11 protein-coding genes are annotated in these 14,545 nt (G+C 45.7%); 10 read left to right on the top strand and 1 reads right to left on the bottom strand.

Annotation, left to right across the window (positions count from 1 at the left end; translation table 11 throughout):
• Nucleotides 1-13 precede the first annotated feature (13 nt).
• The 4 genes from GO007_RS15465 to mobC all read left to right on the top strand — a co-directional run bounded on the left by GO007_RS15465 (nucleotide 14) and on the right by mobC (nucleotide 4,001).
• The gene (locus tag GO007_RS15465; RefSeq protein ID WP_095101404.1) at nucleotides 14-313 is read left to right on the top strand and encodes a conjugal transfer protein; all 300 of its coding nucleotides are present in this window, start codon (nucleotides 14-16) and stop codon (nucleotides 311-313) included.
• A gap of 18 nt (nucleotides 314-331) precedes the next feature.
• Nucleotides 332-637 carry a hypothetical protein gene (locus GO007_RS15460; RefSeq protein WP_095101402.1) on the top strand — a complete coding sequence of 102 codons (306 nt, stop codon included), beginning with the start codon at nucleotides 332-334 and terminating at the stop codon, nucleotides 635-637.
• 748 nt (nucleotides 638-1,385) lie between these two features.
• Complete coding sequence (locus GO007_RS15455) at nucleotides 1,386-3,245, top strand: type IV secretory system conjugative DNA transfer family protein (protein WP_095101398.1); 1,860 nt, start codon at nucleotides 1,386-1,388, stop codon at nucleotides 3,243-3,245.
• Nucleotides 3,246-3,254: 9 nt separating this feature from the next.
• Nucleotides 3,255-4,001, top strand: coding sequence for a MobC family replication-relaxation protein (gene mobC, locus GO007_RS15450; protein ID WP_095101396.1), 747 nt, complete (start codon nucleotides 3,255-3,257; stop codon nucleotides 3,999-4,001).
• 195 nt (nucleotides 4,002-4,196) lie between these two features.
• On the opposite strand, the gene GO007_RS15445 is transcribed toward mobC, so the two are convergent.
• The gene (locus GO007_RS15445; protein ID WP_095101394.1) at nucleotides 4,197-5,144 is read right to left on the bottom strand and encodes an ArdC family protein; all 948 of its coding nucleotides are present in this window, start codon (nucleotides 5,142-5,144) and stop codon (nucleotides 4,197-4,199) included.
• Between the two features lie 726 nt (nucleotides 5,145-5,870).
• Between GO007_RS15445 and GO007_RS15440 the strand changes: the two genes are divergently transcribed.
• The 6 genes from GO007_RS15440 (at nucleotide 5,871) to GO007_RS15415 (ending at nucleotide 14,424) form a co-directional block, all read left to right on the top strand.
• Nucleotides 5,871-6,953 (top strand): type II toxin-antitoxin system RnlA family toxin, encoded by a 1,083-nt coding sequence (locus GO007_RS15440; protein ID WP_196491830.1) that lies wholly within the window; start codon nucleotides 5,871-5,873, stop codon nucleotides 6,951-6,953.
• Nucleotides 6,954-6,958: 5 nt separating this feature from the next.
• Nucleotides 6,959-7,297 (top strand): type II toxin-antitoxin system RnlB family antitoxin, encoded by a 339-nt coding sequence (locus tag GO007_RS15435; protein WP_095102252.1) that lies wholly within the window; start codon nucleotides 6,959-6,961, stop codon nucleotides 7,295-7,297.
• A 257-nt stretch (nucleotides 7,298-7,554) separates the two neighbouring features.
• A complete protein-coding gene (locus GO007_RS15430; RefSeq protein WP_095101392.1) occupies nucleotides 7,555-8,775 on the top strand; it encodes a Druantia anti-phage system protein DruA in 1,221 nt (406 codons plus the stop codon).
• Nucleotides 8,776-8,795: 20 nt separating this feature from the next.
• The gene (locus GO007_RS15425) at nucleotides 8,796-11,621 is read left to right on the top strand and encodes a hypothetical protein (protein ID WP_143350183.1); all 2,826 of its coding nucleotides are present in this window, start codon (nucleotides 8,796-8,798) and stop codon (nucleotides 11,619-11,621) included.
• Nucleotides 11,618-12,682 carry a hypothetical protein gene (locus tag GO007_RS15420; protein WP_143350182.1) on the top strand — a complete coding sequence of 355 codons (1,065 nt, stop codon included), beginning with the start codon at nucleotides 11,618-11,620 and terminating at the stop codon, nucleotides 12,680-12,682. The genes GO007_RS15425 and GO007_RS15420 overlap by 4 nt, the downstream gene beginning before the upstream one ends.
• Nucleotides 12,683-12,696: 14 nt before the next feature.
• The gene (locus GO007_RS15415) at nucleotides 12,697-14,424 is read left to right on the top strand and encodes a DEAD/DEAH box helicase (protein WP_143350181.1); all 1,728 of its coding nucleotides are present in this window, start codon (nucleotides 12,697-12,699) and stop codon (nucleotides 14,422-14,424) included.
• Nucleotides 14,425-14,545: the final 121 nt, after the last annotated feature.

Below are 14,545 nucleotides of genomic sequence, written 5' to 3'. Positions count from 1 at the left end.
GAAGGTGACCGAGATGAAAAAAATATCTTCCGCATTATTGCTCTGCATTATGGCGTCATATTCAACCTCCGTCATGGCCGCTGACACCTGTAAAGTGGTGTTATGCATGTACGGTAAAGCCACCGGTAACGGCGGCGGCAATGAATGCCATTCGGCCGAACGCGCATTCTTTAATATCGTGGAAAAGAACAAGCACGGTTTTCTGCCGGACCATACTGCCGATGCCAGAAAATCATTTTTACTTGAGTGCGATTCGGCAGACCCGGCAATCACCAGCCAGATAATCAGTAAATTTGGCCGCGTGCGTAGTTAATTAGCGGAGGTTATCTTTATGACCAACTCGGGTTTTATTCAGCATCCCTGGACACATCAGCGTGGGGATTCCATGCGCGCAGCCTGTGTTATTGAGCACATTGAAAATGAGGCAATGTACGGATGCGGCCTTTATTATGAAATTTATCACTACCGGGTTGTCTGCCGGTTATTGCAGTTGATGCAAACGCTGAATCCCACCGACAGAATAACGCTGACAGATGAAGCCAACCGGCGAGGGTTTACGCTGGATGAAACCAGCATTAAAGAAAGTCGTCAGTGTTATTCCGACATCATCAGGGAAATCCGCGAGAGCCACTATTAATCCCTGCCTTAGTTTTATTCGCAGATCCCCTATAGCGCCAAAACATTTCAGCCGAATCAGGCTTAAGGCGTGGCGGTTTTCAGGTTTTTACGGCCCAGCACATTTTTCGCGAATTAAGGAGTGAAGAAATGTGGGCCGTAAAAATGAGGCAGCGGACAGAATTATTTTCGCGGGTTAAGGAGCGAAAATAGTACAGGCACCGCGCCTCACCGGCAAACAGCCGCGCCCACGCGGATTTTGCCGGCCGGGGGGAGCCGAATAAATTTCGCCGCCCCAGCGAGCGAAAAGCTGTCGCCCACGACAGCGCTTTATTTGGGGGGCATCGCCCCGCACACCGTCGCGGCTAAGTCTCCGGCCAAAAGCCGGTAGCGTGGCGCGACCACCCTCTTTAAAGGTCAGCTTCCCTTTTATTCCCGCTGCGAGGAACGAGCCAAGGGAAGAAAAAGGCGAAAGCGACCGTCTTAAAGGGGGTGGTCGCGCGTAGCGTGCGACGGTGTGCCGCCTTTGACCTCGGGGGTTTTGACGCGGCGTCCAGCCACGACATTACCCCCATGCGACAGGCAATAAGGGCGTCCAGCCCGCATGTACTGGCGCACGCCGTTTGGTGCAGGGAAGCATGCTTTCCTGCACATGGTCGCACAGCGGTCACCTTCTTTACCCCATACACTCGCCCCGCCTTTTCGCCCGACACCGTGGGGCGAATTGACGGGGCGATGTCATGGGGCGAATAGCTGACGAAGGAGGCACGATGGTTTTAAATAAGCTTGCCGCTTCACTGTCGCCGATAGTGAACGGGATGCTGGCGCTGCTCGCTTTTGTACAACAGCAACAACTGATACTGGCGTTATTAGCGGGGCTGACGATGCCGTTTTTTGCGTCGATGAAAAACGATGAACGGCAGAAAGCGCCGCTCTGGAAAAAGCTGATTATTGCTTTTTCCCTGCTGTGTTTTCTCTCTGGCACACTGGCCCCGATAGTTATCGGATCCTTTCAGTGGCTGTATAAAATAAAACTCACCAGTGATAATACAGTACTGGCCTGGTCAGTACGGATTGTATTCACTGTAACCGGGATTATTTTTCATATTATGCTTCGTCGGGTATTCACGCCGGAACTGGATAGAATTAAGAAACGCCTTGTTAAAAAGACCACCCTTGAACGGGAATTACGTACTGATGTCCGCACCGTGAAATCCCTGCTACCGGAAACTCTGCATTATAACCCGCTGGATTATATCGACCTGAATAAAGGAATCTTTACTGGCATGGACAGGGAGAATGAACCGATGTATCTCCCGTTAAAGGACTGGCAGAAACAACACGCGGACATTATTGGCACCACCGGAGCCGGTAAAGGGGTCGCAGCCGGGATATTGCTCTACCAGAGCATTCTGGCCGGTGAAGGTGTCTTTGTTATGGACCCCAAGGATGATGAATGGGCTCCACACCTTTACCGCAAAGCCTGTGAGGATGCAGGCAAGCCTTTTGCCTTAATTGACCTACGAAAACAGCAATACCAGTTAAACCTGATTGAAGATATTACGCCCGATGAACTGGAAGAACTGTTTGTTGCAGGGTTCAGCCTTGCGGAAAAAGGACAGGAATCTGACTTTTATCGCATTGATGACCGAAAAGCCGCGCGTATCGCCGCGCAATTTGTCAGCGATAATCCATCGGCAACACTCCGGGATGTTTATAACGGTGATTATGTTCAGGGTATTGCTGAAAGAATCAAAGCATTTTTCGGCAAGATTGAGGAACTGGCATTACTCAATGCCGTTAATTCACCGAAAGGTTTTTCACTCAGGAAAATATTTGATGAAGGTGGTTGCTGTTATGTTGTCGGTTCCATGCGAAACAGCAAAATTATAACCGCACAGCGGATGCTGCTGGTTCGCCTTTACCAGTTAGCAGAAAGGCGCGACCGTATAACAGACGTCCCCCGCCCCATTGCTGTTTATCTTTCCGAACTGAAATACCATTTATCCAGACCAGCGCTGGAAGGTCTAGGTGCGGCGCGGGATAAAGGTGTGCATATTATTATGGACCACCAGTCCATCGCCGATTTAAAAGACTGCCCGGCAGATTTGAAAGGTGACGCCGTTGTCGGCGCTGTGGTAGAAAATGCAAAATTCAAGCTGGTATACCGGGTTATGGACCCGGATACAGCGGAATGGGTGGCAAGAATGTCAGGCACGATTCTGGTGGATGACGAACTCCGTAAGGCTAAGACGGATAATATGCTGACGGAAACCATCGACAGTGAGCGCACAATCCGCCAGGCCGAACGTTTCTTTATTGACAGCAATATGATCCTGAACCTGCCCGATTTTGTCAGCTTTATCTTTACGACAAAAACGCTACCTTCTGCATCATTAATTTCACCGATAAAGGTCAGAAAGCGCCGGTTAAAAACCTTTTCTGTTTCCCCTGATATTGCCGCAGCGGCGGCACCTGTGAAGATCGCACTGGATTTTGGTGACGATGATAAACCAACCGCGCTGGATGAGATGACATCGCATCCGGCTCTTTTCTTCGACGAAAACGAAGTCAAACCGGCAAAGCCCCAACCTGATGAGGAAGAACACCTGTCCCCGCTGGATTTTTAAGGAGCGCGTATGCTGATTTCGACATATCAAGAGCGCCAGACACGCAACAGAGAAAAAATAAAACAACTGCTGAACTTCCTGAAAGAAGAAACCTACAGCGATTTTAAAACGCTGATGCTGCTATTTGGTTTCCGGGATCATAAGTCGCTTTATTCGCTGCTGGCAAAAACAGAGCGAATGGGGTTAATACAGAAGCATGCGCTTGAATCACGAACAATGAAGATTTCATTATGGGGGATCACCAGCGACGGGCTGGCCGTGGTGCTAACCCCGAATGATAAAATCTTTCCCGCGCGGTTTGAACCATCAAAAATTACCGGCTGGACGCTGGAGCATCATCTTGATAATCAGGCCGCCAGGCTTATTCTGGAGAAGAAAGGCGCTTCAGGATGGATTAACGGTGACCGTGCCACCTTTATCAGCCAGTATCAGGTGAAACATCGCCCGGACGGGTTACTGACTCTGCCTGACGGTAAGGTTGTTGCCATTGAAACCGAGCGCCGCCTGAAAACCCGAGCCCGTTATCAGTCGATCATGGCAAGCCACCTGCTGGCCCGTACCCGCAAGCAGTGGATTTACGTTTTTTATGTTGTGCCCGATCAACAGAAGAAGCGTGCGCTTGAACTGCTGTTTGACAGCATCAGGCATGTCATCATCAACCATCAGCGCGTCCCGCTGGAAGAACGCCACCGTCTGGTGTTTCGCATTTATACCGTTGATGAACTGAAACACCTGTCATTAGACCGCTATACGTAAGCTTTTACTCAGGCCATCGGGATGGCCTCACCGTCCTGGCGGCGATATCGCCAGGACGGTCGATTTTGTTCATTCCACTGCAAGGCGCAGACTGTTCGGTACTCGCTGTGCTGCGTTCCGCCTCAGTCTGCGCCTTGCAGCGTTGCCGGTAAAAAACATGTAACCGCATTCCCTTGCGGTTATCCGGCTCCGGCCTCAGAGTTTATTCATCAAATAACAATGTGCTTTAGAGGCTGCGCTGGCCGCTTTGAAAATATAGCGCTTGTCGTTTTTCAGCGCTTTCAGCCAGGAAGCGATGTAGCTTTCATGTTGTACTTCGCCATCGATCCCCAAATCCGCCATCAGAAAGGCACTTCCCAGCTCCGCGACAAGTTCTTCCTCTGCATAATCCGCACTGCCAAACTTCCCTTTCATTTCACGGTTCAGGCGTTTTTTACCCCCACTCCAGTGAACCAGCTCATGCAGGCCGGTAGCGTAGAAGTTTGCCGCATCAGCGAAAAGATGGCGCTCCGGTAGCCAGACCTCATCAGTTGATGGGCTGAAAAAGGCGTTTTGTCCTTTCTCGATGATGTTTGCGCCACTCTTCCGTAACAGGTTCTCAGCCTGCGGCACCGGGTCAAAGGTTGCTTCCGGACTGCCCGTTTCAGTTGTCAGGGGCAAACCGTCGATTTGCTGAACGTTAAATACGGTAAAGGTTTTCAGCATCGGGATATGTTCAACGTCTCCGGCGTCGTTTTCCTTTTCGAGTGTGGTGTAGAAAATGGCTGTTGTGCCACGTTCACCCTTACGAACCTGTCCACCTGCTGCCTGTGCCTGTTTGTAGGTCATCCAGCGGTAATCGCTGAAACCCTGTTTAGATGCGCTGCACCACAGCAACATGATATTCATGCCACTATAAGCCGCACCAGTGGCGTAATTGGAAGGTAGACCAGACATGCCATCTACACGCTGCCACGGGCAGGACCACGGTTTTACACCAGTTTCCAGCGCTGCAATGATGTTGTCAGTAACAGTCTGGTAAATGTCGGTTCTGGTTTTAGAAAATTTCGTTTTTGAGGAGCCTGACGGGTCCAGCGGGGATACGCTGGTCGCCGCTGCGGTGTTAGGGGCGCTTGTCCAGGTGGTATGCAGGGAAATGGCCATGATTTTTCTCCATCAGTCGTGTGATTTTCGTCTTCGTATCGCCTGACGGTTCGCTTTCCCGGCATCGTTCTGTCGTGCAAGGGCGCAGCATGCGTGCCATTTACCCTTGCAGGACGGGTTGTGTTGGGAAACGATTAACCAGAAGCTGATATGAAGAACGAAAAGCTCACAGGAGAAAAACTTGCCCCTATATAGCCGGGCTTAGCGCCCCTCAGTTGCAGCGGTGAAAGGGGTTTGGGGTTTTAGATATAGTATAAGCATAACTGGCAGAGATTAATATATTGTTCCTAAGGAGGAAATAATGAACTGTAGGTGATTATTTTTACAACCAGCCTTTGAAAGGTATTCTAAATATGTGAAAATCTTTTAGTTGATCGCAAATTCACTTGAAATTCCAATTTTTCAGTTAGAATAATCAATTTAAAACCACCACTATAGTTATATGGTGTTATTATAAATTAACTCTGATCTTATAATTAATTGCATTCCATTAAAAATAATTCCGTTCCGCATGAAAGCGTGTGGCTTGAGTCTTCGTTATATGCCACCTTCCCTTTGCATTTGCCTCACCGAGGCGACTCCACACTGCCGTTTAACTATCTAATAAACTAGGATTTTTACTGGAATACCAATCTTCGCCATCATCACTTTATAGAGCATGACTTAATTTAAAAATGGTGTTATAATCTTCTGTTAAAAGATTACAAATAATTGAGAGAAAGGGGTGTGAAAATCGTGGTTGACTACAGAGATCTGAATCTTAACCGAGAAAACCTTGATCTCAATATCCAGAACTTTCTGGAATCTCACGGCTATCAGCTTGATGGAGATATACAAACATTTCCCAAAAGGAAAAGGGTGGTTTTTGGCTCTACTGGGTCGGAATTCTCAACTGTTGATTTTCACCTCAACCATACAGGTACAACTACGATTCAGTGGAAACTAGGTAAAAATCAACCAGTTGGTGAAACACTTGCTTCATATTTAAGGGATACAATCGACCCAGCAGAATTTGAAAACGTCAATTATTCATTGAAAGGAATAACTACAGAATCATTCGATCCTATATTAGAATGTGTTTTGGAGGCTGGTGATATTGAACTCAATCTCTTACGTGATGAGGACAACTGTAAGCAGGTAACGCTGAAAAGTATTGCACATCAAGACCACTTAACTCTCACTCACCATCGACGGACAAGAGTTTTACAAATACAGGGTAAACCTTTGTCATGTTATCGTCGTGTTATTTTCATGCTTACAGATTTACTGGATCTCAAAGGATTAGAACAAGTCTTATATCGTAAAGATGATAGTAGCGCTGAGATAGTTAGAAAGGAGATGGCCGATGACTATATAAAAACGGCATTTCCTAGAAGCTATGAACTCTTACCTGAATCAGTAAAAAAACTGCTAATCTCTAGCTGTTGTGTGAAATTAGCCTCACCACAGTTACCAGATTATTGCCTATTACTCTATCCGGACCTACGGGCTCTCGAAGGAGTGCTGAAAGAGCAGATGTGCATTTACAATATGTCTGTTGAAGATGCAGAACATGGTTTTGGCGACTTTTTTGATATCAATCGTGGGTTATGTACTTTAAAACCTCAATACAGTGCAATGGTTAGAAATGTAGGGATGCAGGATGCTTTGAATAACGGCTATACATTCTATAGGAAACATCGTCATACACTTTTCCATATGGAAGAGTTTGCAGATGGCAGTCGCATGATAGATACCCTTGAAAAGGCAATAAGTTTATCTAAAAACACATATTCTGCGATCGATAGCTTATATACAGCGAGAATGTGAAAATTATGATTCAAAAAATACGCATTATTGGTGAAATAGCTGTTATAACTGCCACAGCGGATTTTCACCCTTTGCGTCAATTAAAAGGTCTGGCAATTGAACTCGATCAACTTGGTTTTGAGGGTGTAGTGCTGTTTGACCTATTAGCTGTAAATGGCTTAGCAGAGAACCGCTTTGCATCTATGAAATTTACCAATAGAAAATTTGTTCGTTCCTCGTTCGTGCTAGAATCCAATGTAAATCCAAGTATCAAAAATGAACAGGATGCTTTTGCTAAACAAGATCAGTCATTTCTACTTGGGAGCGTACTCTCATCCACTGAGATTGAAAAGTTCACACACTAATCCAGCCGTTTTTTCCTGATCACCTCACATAGATTCTTCAATACTTGAAAAAATAAAAAACATATCATTTTCAATACAATAGAGAAACACAGATTATCAAGTCTTTTATGTTAGACCGCTAATCAATGCCCCCCACCAGAAGACCAATGTTAAAACTATGGAAGTAAGAAAAATTTTATGTCCATTGTGATGAAAGTAACCTGCAAGTATTATAAACTGTACATTAACTAACTGAATTAGAAGATTAAGGTAAGGCATTGAAATCAGTTAAGTGTAAGAGCAATGGAGAGAAAGCCCCAGTAGCACAAGCCTTTACCCCAGAGGCTAGCTTAAAACGCAAAATACGCTCACATTTTACACAGCTGGGGTTTCAAAAAGGGCCGGATGGAACACTAGTTCGTCCTGAGTCAGGAAAAGAATCTATCCGTCAACTGCACAGCGCTCAACGTGAAGAACGTCTACGCTCCTCTGAGCAATTTATATCTGAATTCTTGCCAAGTGCCATACCATATTTTGCCAACGGAAATGAGATTGATCCAACTAAGATTCGCTTATCATTGATAAAAGTTTCTGCGAATTCGTTCGAATCCAAACTCTTTAGGGCAGCATCTTTAACCTGGTCTGTTCCAGTATCAAATGGTTACGGTCGCCGCATGCGGTACCTCGTGTGGGACAGAGGGCATGACCGACTTGCTGGAATATTTGCATTAGGAGATCCAGTTTTTAACTTATCTGTACGTGATAATTTAATCGGATGGACATCTAATGATCGATCAAGTCGGCTAGTTAACATACTTGATGCTTACGTTCTTGGAGCGGTTCCCCCCTACAATATGCTTTTAGGCGGTAAAGCGATTGCCTGTTTAATCCGCTCACGAGAAGTTTATGACGATTTCCTACGAAATTATGGTTCAACGACGGGCATTATTTCTGGTAAAGATAAATACGCTCACTTACTCGCAGTAACAACAAGTTCTTCCATGGGACGTTCATCACTTTATAATCGACTGAAGCTAGATAGCATAAGTTATTTTGAACCAATCGGTTATACCGTCGGCTGGGGGCATTTTCATATTACCGATGAGTTATTTGGGGAGATGCGTGAATATCTTCGACTCGCAGAGCACCCGTATGCCGATCAACATTGCTTTGGCGAAGGCTCAAATTGGCGGCTCAGAACTATCAAAGCTGCCCTGAAACAACTCGGGATTAACCAAGCGGTTTTACGTCATGGAATCCAAAGAGAGGTATTTTTCTGCCAGCTCGCTGAAAATGCAAAAGAAATTCTCGCGACTGGTAGGGGTACGCCCGACCTTTCAACCTTAAAAACTATTGATGAAATATCTGAACTTGCGCGTAAGAGATGGATTGAACCGCGAGCTCTAAGGCAGGGTTATTATAAGAACTGGAGACGGGACGATATATCCTTACTAATTAAAGGATTAAAACTGGACGTAATAACTAGTAAAATTGCCTAAAGGAGTTGGGAGGAAGAGAAGTGAATCTAGCAGAACTTCAAGAGAGGCTATACCAGCATTATTCTCGACTACGTGATCTGCGGACTACCGAAAATTATCCCGTTTATGCGATCGAGCATGGTCTGAGCGAAGCAGAGATTTCTACTGCTCAATCGCTTCTCAATGCCAACTTGAATACAACAAAACGTGCTACTCGCACTTTTTGGCTGGTATGGATCGCTGCCGCTGCTGAGATAGGATACACATATGACGGAACCGAATATTGGGATTCCTTTGCTATAGCCTTTCCCTCCTGGCCTAAGTTTGGAGACCGTGATCAAATCCGTATATGGTATAGACGATTTACTACTGATTTTAATAGTGTCACCCCCTCCGGGTCATGGGCACAGCAGTTCCCTATTATTTCTTGGCCAATCACGCAAGCCATTCTGCCAAGATATCTACAACGTTTTTTTGCCGATCACCTATACAATCTTCGCCATTTACTGACTAGAAGTGGTGAGCTTACATTAGAAGAAATAGGTGAACTACTAAGCGATGAATATCATGGTGGTTCATCTCGGTTCGAGGGTTTCTTACAACAAAAAACTCTAACAGCACGAATTGTAATGGCGATGCGTCTTGAAGATGTCGTTGATGTTATCTCCCCCATTGAGAAAAGCACATTGCGCCGCATCATAGACGACTTCGATAAGCTTGGTTCATTTGGTACTCGCCTAAAGGAAGTAAGACGAGTACTCCGTGAGGCTCATTTCGTCAATTTGTATAGTACAAGCTTTATATCTTCTTCAAAAAGTATCCAAGAAAATGTAACTATCTCGAAAACTTGTACAGTAAAACCTCGGCTAATTGCACGGCAAAGAGGTTTAACAGAGTGGAACCTAAGGCTCGTAATTCCCGACATTGCAACATCTCTTCGTCAGGCCGGACTATCCCCGCTTGATTTAGAACACTCTCATATGCGCTTTCGTTATTATGGTGGAGGCAATGCATGGATGCCGGGCCGGGCATTATTTTCTTACACCGGAGGAACAGAAGAACCACTCTCGGCATACCCAACTGATAATCATTCTGTTTTCGAATTCGATCGCCCTTTTGAAAAAGTTACAGCCTCTTTGCAGGAAAGGCTGCTTTTCCCTGCAACGACTTTACGGCTACTAAAGGTACGTTCAGATGGTACGGCTGTTGAAGTCACGGGACGGCATGTAAAAGCTAACCAAGCTTATTTACTTGTCTGTTCGAATACAGTGCCCACTGAAGTTATCGATAGTCTATCGCTTACTCCTGTTCAGTCACAGACAACTGGAGCCGACGTTTGGCAATTTTCAATTCCTACGAAAGTAGATGCTGGAAAAATAGCAGCATTATCGTCGATTGGGCTTGGATATAAGTTAGGCATACGAGCCGAATCAATAGGTATGACTGCCCGATGGAACAATGTAGATGACGCGCTGGAGTTTCTTGACACAGAAGTTGTCATGTTTTACCTAGCATCGGATGTTGAAGCCGACGAATTACAGATCATTATTAATAAACATCCTCCTGTACATCTGCGTCCGGAACCCAACGGAAAAACGTTCATTTCGCTCGGTAAGCTTCCAATAGGTTTGTATTATGTATCTTTATCTGCACTCGGCGTAGCTACCGGCAGCAACATAATAAGCGAAGAAATCCTCATTAGGGTGCGTTTAGCAGCACCTTGGCAAAAGACTGTCTCCGGAAAAGCAGGGGTTAGCCTCAAGCTTGAACCGCAGGGAGCCACATTAGAGCAGTTTCTTGACCACGCAGCCACCCTGAGGTTTATGGCTCCTGCCGGGCGTATTGTTAAACTGGAAATCCGTTTCTTCAACGCAGACGGCACGCTTTTTCATATAGAGCCGATTGGCAATTACAAGGCTCCTGTTGACGATGAGAGAATATCTAAACTTATCGTACAGAAACTGACAGCAGACAATTACATTGAACATGTTGATCGTTCCGCGTGTATAGAATTGCTCATATCGTTGGACGAATATGGCCTAGAGAGCGTGCGATTCGACAAGAAAGCAGAATCTTTACGGTGGCTACGTTTAGACAAACGTACTATCCGACTCACCGATGATACAGAGGAAACAAGTCTGCCTTCTGTAAAGAGATATGATTTGAACGCTGTTGAAATTGGTCACGAAGTGGACTATGAACAGGCTCTGTCCGGACTAGAGCTTCGTGGTAAGGGCGGTTTGTTTGTTGCAAGCATCAATGATCAAACTTACGAAGTGATCGCTATGGCTTCGCAGCGCCAAATTTCTGATTTTCGAGATCTGAATATTCTGACTCATGTGTCCGCAGAAGAACCACAGCCGCTAACCATTATCAATGCTCTGCGGTATTGGCAGGGAGCTCGGAGGCTGATAGGACCAATGGCTTTTTTGGCTCGGCGCAACGCTATTCTCACACTTGAAAAAGAACTTGAACGATATCTATGCGGTAATGACTGGGCAGAAGATATAAACAAGGTTCAAACTGGTAAAAGGGACATTGGATTTCTTTATAGGCGAGTTTATTATTCACAAGGATTCGCTTCAGGCTTATTGAGCGCACAAGATTGGCAATATGATCATGATGCAGAAACTGCTGAACTAGAATTCTTTCGACTGGCTCATGCTTATAAAATTCCGGAAACAGACATCCTCTATCGTCTTGCACTGAAATTGGCATTTCAACCGCATACTGTGAAACCCTCGGACCTCGCATCACCAAATGCATTCGATATGCTACGGAAAAACTCTGCGCTAATACGTGGAGCGTATTTTGCGCGTCTAGTCGCACACTGCCAGAAAACGAGCTCTAAGACGGAGGTCTTATGAACAATATTAAAATACTTAGCCGGGCTGATTGCCTAAAGTATTCATCTCGCTCATTAGGACTTCCTGACTTGCAAAAACTTGATAATGCATTAATCGCTCAAGCGTTGCGGAGAACCGTTTTCATTGAAGCTCCTTGTTCGATTCGGACAGTATGCTCACTCGTAATGAATTCCCTAGGTCCATTAACTGACGAGCCTGAGAACTTAAAGACACTCATCTACGATATTATTGACGACCTTGTCAACTTGGGTGATCTTCTTGAAATGCGGGACGAAATCGCGGGGGAAACGAACCTCATTTTGCGCCCTGCTCCACCGGCGTTTGTGCTTCGAAGAGATGGGACATTCATTATAGTGGGAGTGGCTGGTGATGATGTCACTCCGCCACAGGTAAATGACTTTAATCTCGTTTATTACCCGAGTGGTTTAAGAATACTCACACCAAGCAATACGCAATCATGTCGGCAAACACTTATCGATCTAGGACTTATTGAGTTACCTATGATTACATGGCTACGTGCACCAGTTTCGATTACAGCCGACAAACTTGTAAAATCGTGGATCAGCAGACTCCCCAACGATATACACCCGGAAAAAATAGAGAATTTTGAGATAATTGATATTAGCAATACAACTTCATACTATAAAGGCCGATGGCAGTCAATAAACGAACAACATGCTGGAATTTATATTGCCCGACGCCCACAACGCTACGGGGCAAGACTGTGGTGCCTTGCCGAAATTCGGGACGGATTAGTCCAACGCTTCGTTGATATTCATTCAGGAGATGCGCGCTTTCGAGATTGTGATGAAGCCTGGCGATTACTCGCTGCGATGGATGCACTTACTGGCTCTCCGCAACAGGTCAGAGTTGTTTATGAAAAGGAGATAACTGTGCTGTCCTTTACATCTCCTCTTCCTTCTTGGGCGATTAGGCGTCTTAGTCTGGTCGGTGAACGTTTAAAGCCTCATCGCGCCTTGCTGCAATTTTCACTGCCTTTACATAATAGTGAAGAAGAACTTCATTGGCTAGAGGAATCCCTCTGGCTAACTCGGGATTAGTATGGGAGCACTAAATGAAAACAGCCACAATACAACAAACAATTGACGAATTACGGCAGAGCCTGACGCATTATATCGAGGCGACATATCACATCGGCCACCCTTCCATAGTCAAACAGCGTCGTGAACTATTGAATCAGATCGGTGGCATCTATCAGGCTCCATATCTGGAATCGACTCCCCGCTATAAGAGCGCCAGTCCTTATAATGAGATTGATAGTTTGCCACCAGCGGCACTTGAAGCATTGAGAGTTCTTTCTGACACAAAATCAGGAAAACCAGTAATTTACCCTTCCCCCTATACCCATCAATTGGAGGCCCTACAAGAGATTCTCAACAATAATCGAAACCTTATGATTATGACGGGAACAGGTTCTGGCAAAACTGAATCATTCCTCTTACCGATATTAGGCAAGTTCGCAATTGAAGCCTGCGAGAACCCAGAGCGCTTTAAAAAATATAATGCTGTTCGCGCATTAGTGCTTTATCCTATGAACGCCCTCGTGAACGACCAATTAAGTCGATTGCGAACAATGTTCGGTTCCCCTCAAACCGTTGCTCTATTCGAAAAATGGGCTAAGCGTCCCGTCCTCTTCGCGCGTTATACCAGCCGTACCCCATATGCGGGCCTGCGCACACCTAATAAAGATAGTAAACGACTAGCATCTATTGGTGAATTTTTCGGTGAGATCGAGGATGCGAAACGACGCTATGAACATTCCCCTTCCGACGGGGAAGAATACCGCGCGGCTAAACTCTTTGATACTTTAAAGGTACGGGGAAAATGGCCATCCAAAGAAAGTGTTTCCGACTGGTTGGGTAAAGCTCCTGTGCCTTGGGCGAAGCGAGCAATCTGCCGTCCACACGATTCTGAACTAATTACACGCCATGAAGTTCATGCATCTCCACCCGATCTTCTCATTACAAACTATTCGATGCTTGAATATATGATGATGCGTCCCATTGAGCGTGGCATATTTGACGCAACAAAAGAATGGTTGGACGCTTGCCCGGACGAGAAATTTCTTATCGTTCTTGATGAAGCTCATCTTTACAGAGGAGCACAAGGTGCTGAAGTCGGATTATTGATACGTAGACTAAGAGAACGTCTTGGTATACCAGCCGAGAGGTTCCAAGTCATATGCTCGACCGCAAGCTTCAGTGATGAGGGTAAGAAAAATGCTGGTGTATTCGGCGCACAGCTTTCCGGAGTATCGGCCGAATCATTCGTGTCAATAGTAGGAGAACTACAGTTACGTTCTCCTGAGGACCGTGGATCAATGGTCGATATAAACACCCTTGCTGCTGTTAATCTTAAACAGTTCTATTCAGCAGACCATAGTCAACAATTGGCAGCGATTGAGAACTTTCTAAAGTTTCGAGGGGTATCAGTCAAAGATGTAAGTGATGTGGACGCTAAACTTTATCTGGCGCTGTACGATTACGCGCCATTTAATCGACTTGTAAATGAGACTATGACTGCTGCGGTATCGCTCTCCAAACTACCAGAAATAATCTTTGACGATACAATACCATCGAATCTTTTGGAAAAAGCCACAACGGTATTACTCGCGTTTGGGAGCCGCGCGAAAAAAACACCAAACGAAGCTAGCCTTCTTCCATGCAGAATACATTCATTCTTCCGTGGACTTCCTGGCTTATGGATATGCATGGATCCCAATTGCCCCGATGCCCTCAGAGACAGGCGAAGCCCTGCCGGAAGATTGTTCTCGCAACTGTAGTGGTTTACTGAATTTGGCCACCTGAACAGAGGTGATATGCTCACCTCAGAACATTACAGGTGCCTCAATGAAAAAAAGAAATTTCAGTGCAGAGTTTAAACGCGAATCCGCTCAACTGGTC

The sequence above is a fragment of the Klebsiella sp. 10-1 genome, assembly GCF_009758445.1.
Taxonomy (GTDB): domain Bacteria; phylum Pseudomonadota; class Gammaproteobacteria; order Enterobacterales; family Enterobacteriaceae; genus Klebsiella; species Klebsiella scottii.
This window is presented reverse-complemented; position numbering and strand designations above follow the sequence as displayed.

Excerpts from the sequence above, each read along its gene's own strand:
- GO007_RS15465 (WP_095101404.1), top strand. The coding sequence starts at position 14 with ATGAAAAAAATATCTTCCGCATTATTGCTCTGCATTATGGCGTCATAT.
- GO007_RS15460 (WP_095101402.1), top strand. The coding sequence starts at position 332 with ATGACCAACTCGGGTTTTATTCAGCATCCCTGGACACATCAGCGTGGG.
- GO007_RS15455 (WP_095101398.1), top strand. The coding sequence starts at position 1,386 with ATGGTTTTAAATAAGCTTGCCGCTTCACTGTCGCCGATAGTGAACGGG.
- mobC (WP_095101396.1), top strand. The coding sequence starts at position 3,255 with ATGCTGATTTCGACATATCAAGAGCGCCAGACACGCAACAGAGAAAAA.
- GO007_RS15445 (WP_095101394.1), bottom strand. The coding sequence starts at position 5,144 with ATGGCCATTTCCCTGCATACCACCTGGACAAGCGCCCCTAACACCGCA.
- GO007_RS15435 (WP_095102252.1), top strand. The coding sequence starts at position 6,959 with ATGATTCAAAAAATACGCATTATTGGTGAAATAGCTGTTATAACTGCC.
- GO007_RS15420 (WP_143350182.1), top strand. The coding sequence starts at position 11,618 with ATGAACAATATTAAAATACTTAGCCGGGCTGATTGCCTAAAGTATTCA.
- GO007_RS15415 (WP_143350181.1), top strand. The coding sequence starts at position 12,697 with ATGAAAACAGCCACAATACAACAAACAATTGACGAATTACGGCAGAGC.